13 protein-coding genes and 2 tRNA genes are annotated in these 14,345 nt (G+C 65.1%); 12 read left to right on the forward strand and 3 right to left on the reverse strand.

All coding sequences use genetic code 11. The annotated features are described in order from the left end of the window. Window positions 1-84 precede the first annotated feature (84 nt). The 12 genes from M622_RS22655 to M622_RS22700 all read left to right on the forward strand — a co-directional run bounded on the left by M622_RS22655 (window position 85) and on the right by M622_RS22700 (window position 11,518). Entirely contained in the window at window positions 85-2,772 is a 2,688-nt protein-coding gene (locus M622_RS22655; RefSeq protein WP_021247848.1) for a bifunctional acetate--CoA ligase family protein/GNAT family N-acetyltransferase, read from the forward strand. A 5-nt stretch (window positions 2,773-2,777) separates the two neighbouring features. Next, entirely contained in the window at window positions 2,778-3,629 is an 852-nt protein-coding gene (locus tag M622_RS22660; protein ID WP_021247849.1) for a D-hexose-6-phosphate mutarotase, read from the forward strand. Between the two features lie 89 nt (window positions 3,630-3,718). Beyond that, entirely contained in the window at window positions 3,719-6,070 is a 2,352-nt protein-coding gene (locus M622_RS22665; protein ID WP_021247850.1) for a Tex family protein, read from the forward strand. A gap of 16 nt (window positions 6,071-6,086) precedes the next feature. Next, window positions 6,087-6,449 (forward strand): ArsC family reductase, encoded by a 363-nt coding sequence (locus M622_RS22670; protein ID WP_021247851.1) that lies wholly within the window; start codon window positions 6,087-6,089, stop codon window positions 6,447-6,449. Beyond that, the gene (gene hslO, locus M622_RS22675; RefSeq protein WP_031346134.1) at window positions 6,446-7,309 is read left to right on the forward strand and encodes an Hsp33 family molecular chaperone HslO; all 864 of its coding nucleotides are present in this window, start codon (window positions 6,446-6,448) and stop codon (window positions 7,307-7,309) included. The genes M622_RS22670 and hslO overlap by 4 nt, the downstream gene beginning before the upstream one ends. A gap of 66 nt (window positions 7,310-7,375) precedes the next feature. Next, entirely contained in the window at window positions 7,376-8,170 is a 795-nt protein-coding gene (gene minC, locus M622_RS22680; RefSeq protein WP_021247853.1) for a septum site-determining protein MinC, read from the forward strand. Window positions 8,171-8,203: 33 nt separating this feature from the next. Further along, window positions 8,204-9,016, forward strand: a complete 813-nt coding sequence (gene minD / locus M622_RS22685) for a septum site-determining protein MinD (protein ID WP_084520652.1) — start codon at window positions 8,204-8,206, stop codon at window positions 9,014-9,016. A 1-nt stretch (window position 9,017) separates the two neighbouring features. Next, window positions 9,018-9,281 carry a cell division topological specificity factor MinE gene (gene minE, locus M622_RS22690; protein WP_021247855.1) on the forward strand — a complete coding sequence of 88 codons (264 nt, stop codon included), beginning with the start codon at window positions 9,018-9,020 and terminating at the stop codon, window positions 9,279-9,281. A 39-nt stretch (window positions 9,282-9,320) separates the two neighbouring features. Beyond that, a tRNA-Leu gene (locus tag M622_RS22695) sits at window positions 9,321-9,405 on the forward strand. A gap of 72 nt (window positions 9,406-9,477) precedes the next feature. Then, the gene (locus M622_RS0119755) at window positions 9,478-9,921 is read left to right on the forward strand and encodes a DUF1178 family protein (protein WP_031346135.1); all 444 of its coding nucleotides are present in this window, start codon (window positions 9,478-9,480) and stop codon (window positions 9,919-9,921) included. Between the two features lie 263 nt (window positions 9,922-10,184). After that, window positions 10,185-10,319 carry a hypothetical protein gene (locus M622_RS40680; RefSeq protein ID WP_281168215.1) on the forward strand — a complete coding sequence of 45 codons (135 nt, stop codon included), beginning with the start codon at window positions 10,185-10,187 and terminating at the stop codon, window positions 10,317-10,319. A 50-nt stretch (window positions 10,320-10,369) separates the two neighbouring features. Then, on the forward strand, window positions 10,370-11,518 hold the full coding sequence (locus M622_RS22700; RefSeq protein WP_031346136.1) for a baeRF3 domain-containing protein: 1,149 nt from the start codon (window positions 10,370-10,372) through the stop codon (window positions 11,516-11,518). Between the two features lie 31 nt (window positions 11,519-11,549). On the opposite strand, the gene M622_RS22705 is transcribed toward M622_RS22700, so the two are convergent. From M622_RS22705 to glcF, 3 genes are all read right to left on the reverse strand, one after another. Further along, complete coding sequence (locus M622_RS22705; protein ID WP_031346137.1) at window positions 11,550-12,737, reverse strand: alkaline phosphatase family protein; 1,188 nt, start codon at window positions 12,735-12,737, stop codon at window positions 11,550-11,552. A gap of 59 nt (window positions 12,738-12,796) precedes the next feature. Continuing rightward, a tRNA-Gly gene (locus M622_RS22710) sits at window positions 12,797-12,872 on the reverse strand. 189 nt (window positions 12,873-13,061) lie between these two features. Next, on the reverse strand, window positions 13,062-14,339 hold the full coding sequence (gene glcF, locus M622_RS22715; RefSeq protein WP_021247859.1) for a glycolate oxidase subunit GlcF: 1,278 nt from the start codon (window positions 14,337-14,339) through the stop codon (window positions 13,062-13,064). Window positions 14,340-14,345: the final 6 nt, after the last annotated feature.

Raw genomic sequence — 14,345 nt, forward strand, 5'->3', positions numbered from 1 at the left:
CAGTATAATGTGCTTGAATCGCTTGCAAACGCCCACCACCATGGGCAAACGCACGACACATACTCATCCAGACAGGTTGCAGCCATGAAAGACAAGCACTATCTCTCTCCCCTCCTCGAGCCGCGCTCGGTCGGGATCATCGGTGCCAGCGAACGTGCTGGCTCGCTGGGCGACGTGCTGATTCGCAACATGCTCGACGCGGGCTACAAGGGCAAGCTCTTTGCCATCAACCCCAAGCACGAGTCGGTGCATGGGGTTGCCTGCTACAAGTCGGTGGAGGACGTGCCTCAGCGTCTCGACCTGGTCGTGGTTGCCCTGCGCGCCGACAAGGTGCCGGCCATCATCGACAGCTGCGGACATGCCGGCGTCAAGGCCGTGATCGTGCTGTCGGGCGGGTTTGCCGAATCCGGTCCGCGCGGCGCGCTCTACCAGCGCCAGATGGTGGACGCCGCCCAGCGTCACCGCATCCGCCTGCTTGGCCCCAACTGTCTGGGCGTGATGCGCCCGCAGCTGGGCGTCAATGCCACCTTTGCCCACGCCAGTGCGCTCAAGGGCAGCATAGGCCTGATTTCGCAGTCCGGCGCGCTGTGTGCGGCCATCCTCGACTGGGCCAAACCGAACAACGTCGGCTTTTCGACGGTGGTCTCGCTGGGCACCTCTTCTGACGTCGATTTCGGCGAAGTGCTCGAATACATGATCTCGGACCCACGCACCGAGAGCATCTTCCTCTACGTCGAAGGCATCCGTGATGCACGCCGCTTCATGAGCGCACTGCGCGGCGCAGCGCGGGTCAAGCCGGTGCTGCTGATCAAGGCCGGCCGCCACCCCGAGGCTTCGCGCGCCATCCTCTCGCACTCGGCCTCGCCGATGGGCGACGATGCGGTGTTCGATGCCGCCCTGCGCCGCGCCGGCGTGATCCGCCTCTACAACCTGGGTCAGCTGTTCGCGGCGGCCAAGGCGCTGTTCTCGCACTTCCGCCCACGCGGCAACCGCCTCGCGATCATCACCAATGGCGGCGGGCCGGGCATCATGGCTGCCGACCGCGCCGCGGATATCGGCATCCCGCTGGCGGAGTTCTCCGAGGGCACGATCGAAAAGCTCAACGCCGCACTGCCGGTGAGCTGGTCAAAGGGCAATCCGGTCGACCTCCTCGGCGACGCTGACTCCGAGCGCTATGGCAAGGCACTGAAGGCGGTGCTCGAAGGGCCGAACGTCGACGGCGTGCTGGTGATGCTGACCCCGCAGGCGATGACCAATCCGAGCGGGGTGGCCGACGTGGTGATCGAGCTCGAAAAGACAGCCGACAAGCCGGTGCTCACGTGCTGGATGGGCGAAGACCTGGTCGCCGAGTCGCGGCAGAAATTCAGTGCCGCCGGCATTCCCAACTTCCGCACCCCCGAGCCGGCGGTCGAGCTGTTCAGCCACATCTCCGCCTATTACCAGAACCAGAAACTGCTGGTACAGACGCCGTCCTCCCTGTCCCACTTGTCACCGCCTTCGGTCGAGAGCGCGCGCCTGGTGATCGAGATGGCGATGTCGGAGCGGCGCAAGAAGCTCAACGAGATGGAGTCGAAGGCCTTGCTCGCTGCCTTCCGCATCCCCATCGCGCAGACGGTGGTCGCGCGCTCGGCCTCCGAAGCCATGGTGCTGGCAGCCGAGATCGGCCTGCCGGTGGTGTTGAAGATCGATTCGCCCAGCATCGTCCACAAGTCCGATGTCGGTGGCGTACGTCTCAACCTGCGCAGCCTGGCAGCGGTGCGCTCGACCTACCAGGAGATTCTCGACGAGGTCAAGCGCGTACAGCCGGACGCAATCATCAACGGCATTGCCATCGAGCCGATGATCCAGAAGCGCAATGGCCGTGAGCTGGTCGTGGGCGTGACCCGCGACCCGGTGTTCGGCCCGGTGATCACCTTTGGCGAAGGCGGCAACCTGATCGAGGCCAATCGCGACATCGCGGTCGCCCTGCCACCGCTCAACAGCTATCTGGTCAAGGACATGATCAGCTCGACCCGGATCGCAACCCGACTCGGTGAATTCCGCCACATGCCGGCGATCGACATGAGCGCGCTGGAACTGGTGCTGCTGCGAGTGTCGGAGATGGCCTGCGAGCTGCCGTGGATCACCAGCCTGGAGATCAACCCGCTCATCGTCGATGAGAACGGTGCGGTGGCGGTCGACGCCACCATCCATGTGGACAACGTCTCGCCGACGGCAGACCGCTACGATCACATGGCGATCCACCCCTACCCCTCGCACCTGACCCAGTCCTGGATCCTGCCCGATGGCACGGCGGTGACGATTCGTCCGATCAAGCCCGAGGACGCCGAGCTCGAGATCGAATTCGTACGCGAGCTGTCGGCCGAGACCAAGTACTACCGCTTCATGAACACCATGCGCGAGTTGCCGCCGGCCATGGTGGCGCGCTTGACGCAGATCGACTACGACCGCGAGATGGCCTTCGTTGCCACGCTCATCGTCGATGGCCGCGAGAAGGAAATCGGCGTCTGCCGCTACGCGGTGAATCCGGACGGCGAGTCCTGCGAGTTTGCGGTGGTGGTGGCCGACGAATGGCAGCACCGCGGCCTCGCGCGCAAGCTCATGGGCGTGCTCATCGAGACCGCCCGCAGCCGCGGCATCGCCTACATGAACGGCGTGTTCCTGTCGAACAACGAGCGCATGCTCAAGTTCGTGCAGAAGCTGGGCTTCGTGCTCAGCAACGACCCCGAGGACAACACGGTGAAGCTCGGCGTGCTGGCCTTGCAGGACTGAGCGCGATGGCCATCACCGGCATCGAACATATCGAGCTCAAGGGCATCCCTGCGCTGCGCCTGAGCATCGCCAACGGCGCCAGCGCGGTGCTCAGCCTGTTCGGCGGCCAGGTGCTGTCGTGGTCGCCTCCTGCTGGCGGCGAGCGCCTGTACCTCAGCCCGCTCGCCGCGCACGACGGCCTCCAGCCCATCCGCGGCGGCATCCCGGTGTGCTTTCCGCAGTTCGCCGACCTCGGGCCGCTGATGCAGCACGGCTTTGCGCGCACCGCCCAGTGGACCGTGCTGACCGAGCGCCACGGCAAGGATTTCGCCCTCGTCAGCCTCGGACTCAGCGACAGCGCTGCCACGCGCGCGCTGTGGCCACACGCCTTCGAGGCCGAGCTCAGCGTGCTGATCGAAGACAACCGCCTCGACCTTGAGCTGGAGGTCGGCAACCGCGGCGACAGCGAATTCAGCTTCACCGCCGCACTGCACACTTACCTGGCGGTGCACGAAGTCGAACAGACCCGCCTTGAAGGCCTGCACGGCTACAGCTACCGCGACAAGACCGACGCCAACCGGATCAAGCGCGACAGTGGCGACGTGGTCGAGATCGAAGCCGAGACCGACCGCATCTATCACGACGTCCAGCGCCCGCTGTTGCTACGCGAATACCGGCGCAGCCTGGGCATCAACGCCGAGGGCTTTGCCGACGTGGTGGTGTGGAACCCATGGGTCGAGCGCAGCGCTGCGATTGCCGATCTACCCAAGGACGGCTTCCGTCACCTGCTGTGCGTCGAAGCCGCTGCTGCACAGCACCCGGTCCGCCTTGCCGCCGGCGAGCGCTGGTGGGGGCGGCAGACACTGGTCGAGTTGTAGGCACTGGTGCTGAAGCCCAACGGGGCTTGTCGGGCTGCGGCGCTTGCTGCACCATCGCGGCCTTCGATTCACCGTAACGCGCCTACACCATGCTCCCCCCCATCGAAGATCGCCTCGCCGCCGAGCTCGGCGTGCCCTCCTACCAGGTCAATGCCGCCGTGCGCTTGCTCGATGAGGGCGCGACCGTGCCCTTCATCGCCCGCTATCGCAAGGAAGTCACCGGCGGTCTGGATGACACTCAATTGCGGATGCTCGAAGAGCGTCTGGGCTACCTGCGTGAGCTCGAGGCCCGCCGCAGCACCGTATTGAGCTCGATCGAGGAGCAGGGCAAGCTGACGCCGGCGCTGCGTGCCGAGATCGAACACGCCGACACCAAGCAACGCCTCGAAGACCTCTACCTGCCCTACAAGCCCAAGCGCCGCACCAAGGCCCAGATTGCGCGCGAAGCCGGCCTCGCCCCCCTGGCCGAAGCCCTGCTTGCCGACCCCATGCTGGAGCCCGAGGCTGAGGCCGCGCGCTATCTCAACGCCGACGCCGGCTTTGCCGAAGTCAAGGCGGTGCTCGATGGCGCGCGCCAGATCCTGATGGAGACCTTCGCCGAAGACGCCACCCTGCTCGGTGAGCTGCGTGGCTTCATGCACGAGCACGGCCTGGTGCGCGCGGCGGTGATCGAAGGCAAGGAAGCCGAGGGCGCGAAGTTTCGCGACTGGTTCGACTTCCAGGAGCCCATCGCCAGCATGCCCTCGCACCGCGCCCTGGCCTTGCTGCGCGGTCGCAACGAAGGCGTATTGCGCCTGACGCTGGACGTCGATCGTCCCGACCCACAGGCGCCCCACCCCTGCGAGGGCCGCATCGCGGCGCGCTTTGGCATCCGCAATCAGGGCCGCCCGGCCGACCGCTGGTGCGCTGACACCGTGCGCTGGGCGTGGAGCGTGAAGATCTCGATCCACCTCGAACTCGAGCTCATGAGCGAGCTGCGCGAGCGCGCCGAAGAAGAAGCCATCCGCGTGTTCGCGCGCAACCTGAAGGCCTTGCTGCTCGCCGCCCCCGCCGGCAGCCGCAACACCATCGGCCTGGATCCCGGCATCCGCACCGGGGTCAAGGTGGCGGTGGTCGATGCCACCGGCAAGCTCGTCGACACCGCCACCGTGTACCCCTTCGAGCCGCGCCGGGACCGCGAAACGGCGATCGCCACCATCGCCGCGCTGGCCAGGAAACACGAAGTCGAACTGATTGCCATCGGCAACGGCACGGCCTCGCGCGAAACCGACGCACTCGCAGCCGAGCTCATGAAGCGCCATGCCGCGCTGCCGCTCACCAAGGTGATGGTGTCCGAGGCCGGCGCCTCGGTGTATTCGGCCTCCGAGCTCGCGGCAAAGGAGTTTCCCGATGTCGACGTCACCTTGCGGGGCGCGGTGTCCATCGCCCGCCGCCTGCAGGACCCGCTCGCCGAGCTGGTTAAGATCGACCCCAAGTCGATCGGCGTCGGCCAGTATCAGCACGACGTCAACCAGAGCCGCCTGGCGAAGAGCCTGGATGCGGTGGTCGAGGACTGCGTCAACGCCGTGGGCGTGGATGTGAACACCGCGTCAGCGCCGCTGCTGGCACGCATCTCTGGCCTGAACGCGACCCTTGCGGCCAACATCGTTGAGCTGCGCAACAACCAGGGGCCGTTCCGCAGCCGCAACGCGCTCAAGGACGTACCGCGCCTGGGCGCCAAGACCTTCGAACAGGCGGCGGGCTTCTTGCGCATCAGCAATGGCGACAACCCGCTCGATGCGTCCTCGGTGCACCCGGAAGCCTATCCGGTGGTGCAGCGCATTCTGGCGAAGGTGCACAAGAGCGTGCGTGAGCTGATGGGCAACGGTGGCTTCCTGAAGTCACTGCAGGCCGCTGAATTCACCGACGAGCGCTTCGGCCTGCCCACCGTGCAGGACATCCTGCTCGAGCTGGAAAAACCCGGCCGTGATCCGCGCCCGGAATTTCGCACCGCCAGCTTTCGTGAAGGGGTCGAGACCCTGAAGGATTTGCAGCCCGGCATGCAGCTCGAAGGCGTGGTGACCAATGTCACCAACTTCGGCGCCTTCGTCGACATCGGCGTACACCAGGACGGCCTGGTGCATATCTCGGCCTTGTCGAACACCTTCGTCAAGGACCCGCACAGCGTGGTCAAGGCCGGTCAGGTGGTGAAGGTGAAGGTGCTCGAGGTGGACATTGCGCGCCACCGCATCGCGCTCACCATGCGCCTCGCCGACGAGCTCACCCCGCGCGCCAGTGGGGCAGCGGCGGGCGCGGCGGCAGACCCAGCGCGGAACACGCGCAACCGTGCAAGCGATCCAGCACGCGCACCGACACGACGCACGTCCGCCACCACTGCAAATTCGAACGCCGCCGGCAACGCGCTTGCCGATGCGTTTGCGCGTGCGCGCGGCGGCAAATAGAGGTGGAGAGAGGTGGATGGAGAACGTGATTTACGGTATCAAGAACTGCGACACGATGAAGAAGACCTTCGCCTGGTTTGCGGGCGCGAGCGTCGGCTATCGCTTTCATGACTACAAGAAGTCCGGCATCGGCGCCGCCACGCTGGCAAGCTGGTGTGCGCGGCTGGGCTGGGAGGCGCTGATCAACACGCGCGGCACCACCTGGCGCAGGCTTGCACCGGAACAGCGCGTGCTGGCCGATACCGCTGCGGCCATCGCGCTGATGCAGGCCCAACCCAGCCTGATCCGCCGGCCGCTGATCGAGACCGTGAGCGGTGAGCTCATCATTGGCTTTGATGCGCAGCGGCTGGCGGCGATTTTTGTGGAGAATCCGCAATGAGTGCAGCTCTTCCGGGTAGTTACGTCCAGCGCTTCTTGCTGGAAGACCTCGATATCCGCGGCGCGGTGGTGCGTCTGACCGACGTCTGGCAAGCGCTGCAGGCCGGGCGGGACTACGCGCCTGGCGTGGCGCGCCTGCTGGGCGAGATGAGCGCGGTGGCGACGGTGATCGCCGGCAATCTCAAGCAAGCGGGTCGGCTCACCTTTCAGATCAGCGGCCACGGCCCACTCAGCCTGCTGGTGATCGACTGCGCCGAGACCCTCAACCTGCGTGGCTACGCCAAGGCTGAGGGCGTGCCCAGCGGCGACACCCTCGGCACGCTCGTGGGCGACGGGCGGCTGCAGCTGACACTGGATGTGCCCGGTCTGGATCAGCCCTACCAGAGCCTGGTGCCGCTCGAAGGTGAGAGCATCGCCGAGGTCTTCGAACACTACCTGATGCAGTCCGAACAACAGCCTGCCGCGCTGTGGCTGGCCTGCAGCGCGCACGCGGCGGTGGCCTTGTTCCTGCAGAAGTTGCCGGGCGCTGACCAGAAAGATGCGGATGGGTGGTCGCGCGCGCACCAACTGGCCAACACCGTGCGCGACGACGAGCTGCTCGGGCTGGAGGCCAGCGAAGTCCTGCGTCGCCTGTTTGCCGAAGAAAACGTGCGCGTGTTCGAAGCACGCGGCGTGAGCCATGACTGGCCCGCCGAGCCGGAGAAGGTCGCAGGCATGCTGCAGAGCCTGGGCGAGGACGAGGTCCGCGCCGTCCTCGCCGAGCATGGCGAAATCGTCGTGCATGATGAGCTGTCGAATCACCGCTATCGCTTCCACGCAGCCGATGTCGACGCCTTGTTCACTCCACGTACCCTGCATTGAGCACGGCAGCTTGCCCGAACGCAGCCCCCTCAGTACACTTCCTTGATTTTGAAGAAGCTTCCCTCCATGTCCGCTTCCGCACCTGCCCGTCTGATCGAGTTTCGCAACACCACGCTCGGTGCGACTGTCGCCATGCTGCAGGCCAGCGAGCCGCCGGCGCTGGCGGACGCGCTGCACAAGATGCTCGGCGGCATGCCGGATTTCTTCAACGGCGAAGCGGTGATTCTCGACTTCTCCCTGCTCGGCGACGCCCCCTCAAGCATTGACTGGGCCGGGCTTAATTCACTGCTGCGGCGTTACCGCCTGCAGCCGATTGGCGTGCTCCGGCTGCCGCCGGCCCAGGCAGAAGGCGCACGTCGGGCCGGGCTGGCTGAGCTCGACGCCGCCGTGGTGCGTGACCGGCCTGCTGCACAGCCCCCTGCGCAAGCGCCGACGCCGACACCCGCAGCCGCCGCCACGCACACACCCGCCCCGGCCTCAGCGAGCGTCAGCACCACGCCAGGCCAGGATGCGGCGCTGCCCACCCTGTTCGTCGATCGCCCGCTGCGCTCAGGGCAACAGGTTTATGCGCGCGGCACGGACGTGGTCCTGCTCGGCGGCGTCAGTCCGGGGGCGGAGATCATCGCTGACGGCAGCATTCACTGTTACGGCCCGTTACGCGGGCGCGCCATTGCAGGCGCTCAGGGCGACGACAGCGCACGTATCATCACCAGCAACTTCGGTCCGGAACTGGTCTCGATCGCGGGCGTTTTCCGCACCTTCGAGAGCGGCATTCCCGGCACGCTCGCCGGTCGCGCTGCGCAGGTCCGCCTGAGCGGCGCTGAAAATACGCTCAACATAGAACCGCTGCAGCTCGACTGAGCGCGGCCACACAAGCATGCACAAGGGGATAACGTGAAAGTCATCGTCGTAACGTCCGGCAAGGGGGGTGTGGGCAAGACCACCACCAGCGCGGCCTTCGCTTCGGGCCTCGCTTTGCGCGGTTACAAGACCGCGGTGATCGATTTCGACGTTGGCCTGCGCAATCTCGATCTGATCATGGGCTGCGAGCGCCGTGTGGTGTATGACCTGGTCAATGTGGTTAACAACGAGGCACGCCTGAATCAGGCGCTGATCAAGGACAGGCACTGCGAGAACCTGTTCGTGCTGCCTGCCTCGCAAACCCGTGACAAGGACGCCCTCACCGAGGACGGCGTCGAAGGCGTGCTCAAGGAGCTCGAACACATGGGCTTCGAGTACGTGGTGTGCGACTCCCCTGCCGGCATCGAGCGCGGCGCGGTGATGGCGCTCACCTTCGCCGACGAAGCCATCATCACCACCAACCCCGAAGTATCTTCGGTACGCGACTCCGACCGCATCCTGGGTATCCTGCAGAGCAAATCCAAGCGCGCGCGCGAAGGTGGCGAGCCGATCAAGGAACACCTGCTCATCACCCGCTACTCGCCCAAGCGCGTCGAGGATGGCGAGATGCTGTCGTACAAGGACGTGCAGGAGTTGCTGCGCGTACCCCTGATTGGTGTCATCCCCGAATCGGAGTCGGTGCTGCACGCTTCCAACCAGGGCACGCCCGCCATCCACCTCAAGGGCACCGACGTGGCCGAGGCCTACGGCGACGTGGTTGCACGCTTCCTCGGTGAGGAGCGCCCCTTGCGCTTCATCAATTTCGAAAAGCCGGGCCTGATGAAGCGCCTGTTCGGAGGCAAGTGACATGTCATTCCTTGCCCGCCTGTTCGGCGAAAAGAAGAGCAAGACCGCCGAGACCGCAAAAAACCGTCTGTCCTTGTTGATCGCGCATGAGCGCACAGGTGGAACACCCGCGGCCGATTTTCTGCCCGCCTTGCAGCGCGAGTTGATCGAGGTGATTTCCAAGTACGTTGCGGTCAATCCGGACGACATCAAGGTTCAGCTCGACAAGCAGGACAACATGGACGTGCTTGAAGTCAATATCATCCTGCCCGAGCAGCCGCGCTGAGCTCGGTTCTCCTGTCCAGCACTTCTTCGCAAGTCCACCGCCCGGGTGATGAAATCGGTAACCATAGCGGACTTAAAATCCGCCGGCGCAAGCCTTACGGGTTCGAGTCCCGTCCCGGGTACCATTCGAGGACTACTGCTCGAATGAAATCCGCTGTCCGTCCTGGGCACGCCCTGCCCCCTCATGTGCGCACACCGTGATCGTCCTTGATCTGTGTTGCGACCGGGATCATCGCTTCGAAGGCTGGTTTGCCTCCGCGAGCGCATTCGAGGATCAGCAGGCGCGCAATCTGGTGAGCTGCCCGGTGTGCGCCAGCACCGCGCTGCGCCGACTGCCGAGTGCGCCCTATGTGCACACCCGCAGCCCTGCAAGCACATCACCTCCACCTGCACAAACGGAGATGCCCGCGACGCCCTCCTCGCCCGCTGTTGCCGCGGAGCTGATGCAGCTGCTGCGCCACATGTCGCGCACGGCCGAGAACGTGGGCGAACGCCTGCCCGAGGAAGCACGCCGCATTCACTATGGTGAAACGGAGGCGCGTGACATTCGCGGCCAGGCCTCGGCCGAAGAGCTCGAAGCGCTGCTCGACGAAGGCATCATGGTGTTGCCCCTGCCTCCACCCGAGGACGATCTTCACTAGTCGATCGCTCGGGAAGTCCGTGTGCCAGACAGGAGGTAAGCAAGCCCCTTACTGCGAAGTACAAGCAGGCCGACTTGGCTGGTCAGACACATCGCGAGGCTGATCGTGCTCCAGGCCAGCATGGCCTTCTCCGCGCTTCCCGTCGCGCTCACGCCAGGCACACGACTGGAAAGCTTTGGGTTTGGGATGGATCGGACAGTCGGAACGGTGATGCAAAAACAATGCTTGGCGACCCATAAGGGTTTACCTACACGATGTGGGCTATGATGGTCCATGCACTAGGAGCTCTGAGCATCAGCGCTCTCGGTGGCTTGTGCATGAAGCGGCGCCAGCGTTCCTTCATCGAAACCTGGATTCAGCGCTTCATCGAACGCAACCCGCGCCTGTTCCGCGACTGAACCGGCAAGTCAGTGCCTGTGCAAGGGCTTGCCATCACCATGGAGGTGCTATGACCACGAGTTCTCTTACCCAGGATTACCCCGCCATTCTCTCTGGGGACCATGAGTCGCCTTGCCTCTCCCTGTATCAGCCGACACACCGCCGGCATCCAGAGAATGATCAGGACCGCATCCGCTTCCGTAATCTGGTGAAGCAGATGGAAGAGTCCTTGCGCCAGAAATACCCGAAACGCGATGTGGCGCCGCTGCTCAAGCCTTTCGAGGACCTCGCCGACGACCGCATGTTCTGGAACCACAACGCCGACGGTCTGGCGATATTGAGCGCGCCCGGGCTGTTTCGCGTGTACAAACTGCAGCGCCCGGTGGCCGAACTGGTGGTGGTCGCCGACAGCTTTCATACCAAGCCCCTGATGCGCATCACGCAGTCTGCCGAGCGCTATCACATCCTTGGCTTGAGCCGGGACAGCTTCAAGATCTACGAGGGCAACCGTGACGCCGTGGGCGAGATGTTGCCGATCGAAGGTGTAGCGCAGACGGCTGCCGCATTGATTGGCAAGGATACCGACAGTCGCGAAGGCGCCCATCGCACCTACGGACCAGGCGGAGACGCTGCCCGACATGGCACGGACGTCAAGCAGGACGTTGCGGATCGCGACACCGAGCAGTTTTTCCGCGCCGTCGACCGGGCGGTGATGCAGCATTGTTCGCAGCCTTCAGGCATGCGCCTGATCCTGGCGGCGCTGCCCGAGCATCACCATCTGTTTCGCACCATCAGCAGCAACCCCTTGCTGATGAAGGAAGCGCTCGACGTTCATCCGGACAGCCTGACGCTGGACGCGTTGCGCGAACGTGCCTGGCAGTTGGTGCAACCGCATTATCTCCAGCGTCTGGCCGGTCTGGTGGAGGCCTTTGGCAAGGCTGCTGCAAACGCACAGGGCTCGGAAGCGCTGGACGCCATTGCCAAGGCCGCGATCGAGGGGCGAATCGCCACCCTGTTGATCGAAGCGGACCGCCTGATCCCCGGAACCGTCGATGTCGATGCCGGAAAGATCATCCCCGGTGATCTGGCTGACCCGAATGTTGATGATGTGCTCGACGACCTCGGCGAGCGCGTCCTCAAGGCGGGCGGCGAAGTCATCATCGTTCCAGCCGAACGCATGCCGACCAAGTCCGGCGCGGCCGCGATCTTCCGCTTCTGAGCGTGGGCTGAAACTCGTCCGATGACGGGTTTCAGCGCTGCTGGAGTCGTGCAAGCACCAGCGGCACGCGCATCTCATCGGCGCTCATGCCGCCATGGACGCCGATGAGATCAAACGGCGTCTCACCCTCCACCGTATCGGCAATCGTCCACCCCGGCTCCATCAGCAACACGTGCGTCCCCGCACGTTCGGCGAGTCGGGTGTTGGGCTGCCCCGGGCCAAACAGGCCGGATCCGATGCAATCCGCACCTGACATCAGCACCGCCCGCCCCTCCAGGGCTTCAGCGGCCCAGTGCTCGAATTCGTCCCTCGCCCCCTCCCTCACCGCACAGAAGGCCAGACGGCGCTCGCCCCACAGGGGCGCAGCCAGCATCGCCGACACCGCGCTCTCCGGCGCGAGCTGCAGGCTGCGTTCGGGCGAGCTGTCGATGAAACCATGATCAGCCGTGACCAGGATGCGCACCCCGCTCCCGGCCAGGCGCTCACACAGGCGCGCAAACATCGCGTCGATACGCGCGAAGCAGGTCTGCGCATGCGCTGAGCGGCAGCCATAGGCATGGCTCACCGCATCGAAGCGCGGATAGTAGGCATGGACGAAGCCACCCTCCGCCCCCAGCCCCATCACCGCATCAACAATGCCGTCCTCCAGCTCTTCCCGTCCGCCGTAGGGGTGCACGCGCGCGCCGCGTGCATGGTGACGCGAGTAAGGCGAAAAGGCGATCTCCTGCGGCGACACCATCACCACTGGTCGCACTGCGCGGTGAAACATGGATGGCTGCGGGAACAGGCGTTGCGTCAGGCGAGACGCCTCCAGCGGCCCATTGCCGCGCAGCTCGAGCGGGAGCGGCGCAATCACGCCACCGAAGCGCTGGTCGTGGATGAACCAGCCATTGAGGCCGTGCTCGGCCGGCGAGGCGCCGGTCATCAAGGTGGTGATGGCGCTGGCGGTCGTACTGGGAAAGACCGAGGTCAGCGTGCGCCGGCAATGCGTATGCAGCGCAGAATCCGCGCCTATGCTTTGCAGAAAGTTGGCGCCCAGGCCATCAATGACCAGCAGCACGACGCGCGCGGGCTCGCCCGCCGCCACCTCGGCCACCTCACAGCCGGCCTGCAGGTCGTGCAGCCAGGCGCGCAGGCTGCGCGCCAGCCCGTAGATGCCACCTTGTCCGTAGTCAGGCAGCACATGGCCGGACGGCCAGCGCGGGGATGTCGTGTTCAAGAGCGCCCCCTGAAGCAAAAAAGCCGGACAAGAAGAGATCTTGTCCGGCTTTCGAATTTTGGAGCGGGAAACGAGGCTCGAACTCGCGACCTCAACCTTGGCAAGGTTGCGCTCTACCAACTGAGCTATTCCCGCATTTCGACGATCCGACACGTTTGAGAGGTTTTCCAGAACCGTTCAAACCATTTGCCAACCCGCGCCATCCGGCACGTGAGCGCATCGTCTACAAGACTTTAACGTCTTATTACACGCTAATTCCGCTTCGCGCCCTGCAGCGCTAGACGGGCGCAGATTATGCCGCGCTTCCCCGCCACTTGCAAGATCTCACCGGGGCCGCGGCGCATTTTCCCGTGCACCGACCGCTTCGCACGCCGCATCGACGATCTCGATCCAGTGCCGAACCGGCGTGCGACCAGCGCCATCAAGGTGGCTCTGGCAGCCGATGTTCGCACTCACGATCAGCTCGGGCCGTGCGCTCTCCAGCGCATCGAGCTTGTTGTCGCGCAGGCGACGCGAGAGCTCGGGCTGGGTCAGGGAATAGGTGCCCGCCGAACCGCAGCACAGATGCGCATCGGGCACGGCGGTGAGTTCGAAGCCCAGCCTGCTGAGCACACTCTCAACCGCCCCGCCCAGTTTCTGTGCATGCTGCAGCGTGCACGGGCAGTGAAAGGCGACGCGCTTGTTGCCGCGCACGCCGAGGCCCTCGAGCGCCTCGCCGCGTAGCACCTCGACCAGGTCCCTGGCCAGTGCGCTGACGCGGGCGGCCTTATCCGCATAGGCTGGATCGTCACGCAGCAAAAAGCCGTAGTCCTTGACGAAGGCGCCACAGCCGCTGGCGGTGATGACGATGGCCTCGACCTTCGCCCCCACGCCAGCCCCCTCGCCGCCCTCGATGGCCGGCCACCAGGCGTCGATATTGCGTCGCGCGCGCGCCCGTCCTGCCTCCTGTGCATCAAGGTGGAAGTCCACCGCGCCGCAGCAACCCGCCTCGGTCACCGCCAGCACGCTGATGCCAAGACGATCGAGCACGCGTGCGGCCGCGGCGTTGGTGTCGGGCGCAAGCCCGGGCTGCACGCAGCCCTCCAGCATCAACACCGTGCGCAGATGGCGCCCGGGCGGCCGCGAGCGCACCATTGGCGTACGCTGCGGCAGCTTTGCCGCCAGCAGCTCAGGCAGCAGCGGACGCATCACATCACCGATCTGCACCAGCGCCTTGAAGAGCCGGGGGCGCGGCAGCACGCTGCGCATGAGCGAGCGGGCCACAACTTCAGCCCGCGGGCGTGGCGCCCAGTGTTCGATGGCAGCCCGGCTGAAATCGAGCAGCTTGTGATACTGCACGCCAGACGGGCAGGTGGTCTCGCAATTGCGGCAGCTCAGGCAACGATCGAGATGCAGCCGCGTGCTGGCGCTCACCGCGTTTCCCTCCAGCATCTGCTTCATGAGGTAGATGCGCCCGCGTGGCCCGTCCAATTCATCGCCAAGCAGTTGGTAGGTCGGGCAGGTCGCATTGCAAAAGCCGCAATGCACACAGCTGCGCAATACGCGCTCCGCGACATCGGCACCGGGCAGCTTGCGCGCTGCCTCACTCAGATTGGTTTGCATGGGTCG

Origin of the sequence: Thauera terpenica 58Eu, assembly GCF_000443165.1 — a bacterium.
GTDB classification, from domain to species: Bacteria; Pseudomonadota; Gammaproteobacteria; order Burkholderiales; family Rhodocyclaceae; genus Thauera; species Thauera terpenica.

Bases quoted from the DNA above. Each gene is read 5' to 3' on its own strand.
- M622_RS22655 (WP_021247848.1), top strand. From the start codon at position 85: ATGAAAGACAAGCACTATCTCTCTCCCCTCCTCGAGCCGCGCTCGGTC.
- M622_RS22660 (WP_021247849.1), top strand. From the start codon at position 2,778: ATGGCCATCACCGGCATCGAACATATCGAGCTCAAGGGCATCCCTGCG.
- M622_RS22665 (WP_021247850.1), top strand. From the start codon at position 3,719: ATGCTCCCCCCCATCGAAGATCGCCTCGCCGCCGAGCTCGGCGTGCCC.
- M622_RS22670 (WP_021247851.1), top strand. From the start codon at position 6,087: ATGGAGAACGTGATTTACGGTATCAAGAACTGCGACACGATGAAGAAG.
- hslO (WP_031346134.1), top strand. From the start codon at position 6,446: ATGAGTGCAGCTCTTCCGGGTAGTTACGTCCAGCGCTTCTTGCTGGAA.
- minC (WP_021247853.1), top strand. From the start codon at position 7,376: ATGTCCGCTTCCGCACCTGCCCGTCTGATCGAGTTTCGCAACACCACG.
- minE (WP_021247855.1), top strand. From the start codon at position 9,018: ATGTCATTCCTTGCCCGCCTGTTCGGCGAAAAGAAGAGCAAGACCGCC.
- M622_RS40680 (WP_281168215.1), top strand. From the start codon at position 10,185: ATGATGGTCCATGCACTAGGAGCTCTGAGCATCAGCGCTCTCGGTGGC.
- M622_RS22700 (WP_031346136.1), top strand. From the start codon at position 10,370: ATGACCACGAGTTCTCTTACCCAGGATTACCCCGCCATTCTCTCTGGG.
- glcF (WP_021247859.1), bottom strand. From the start codon at position 14,339: ATGCAAACCAATCTGAGTGAGGCAGCGCGCAAGCTGCCCGGTGCCGAT.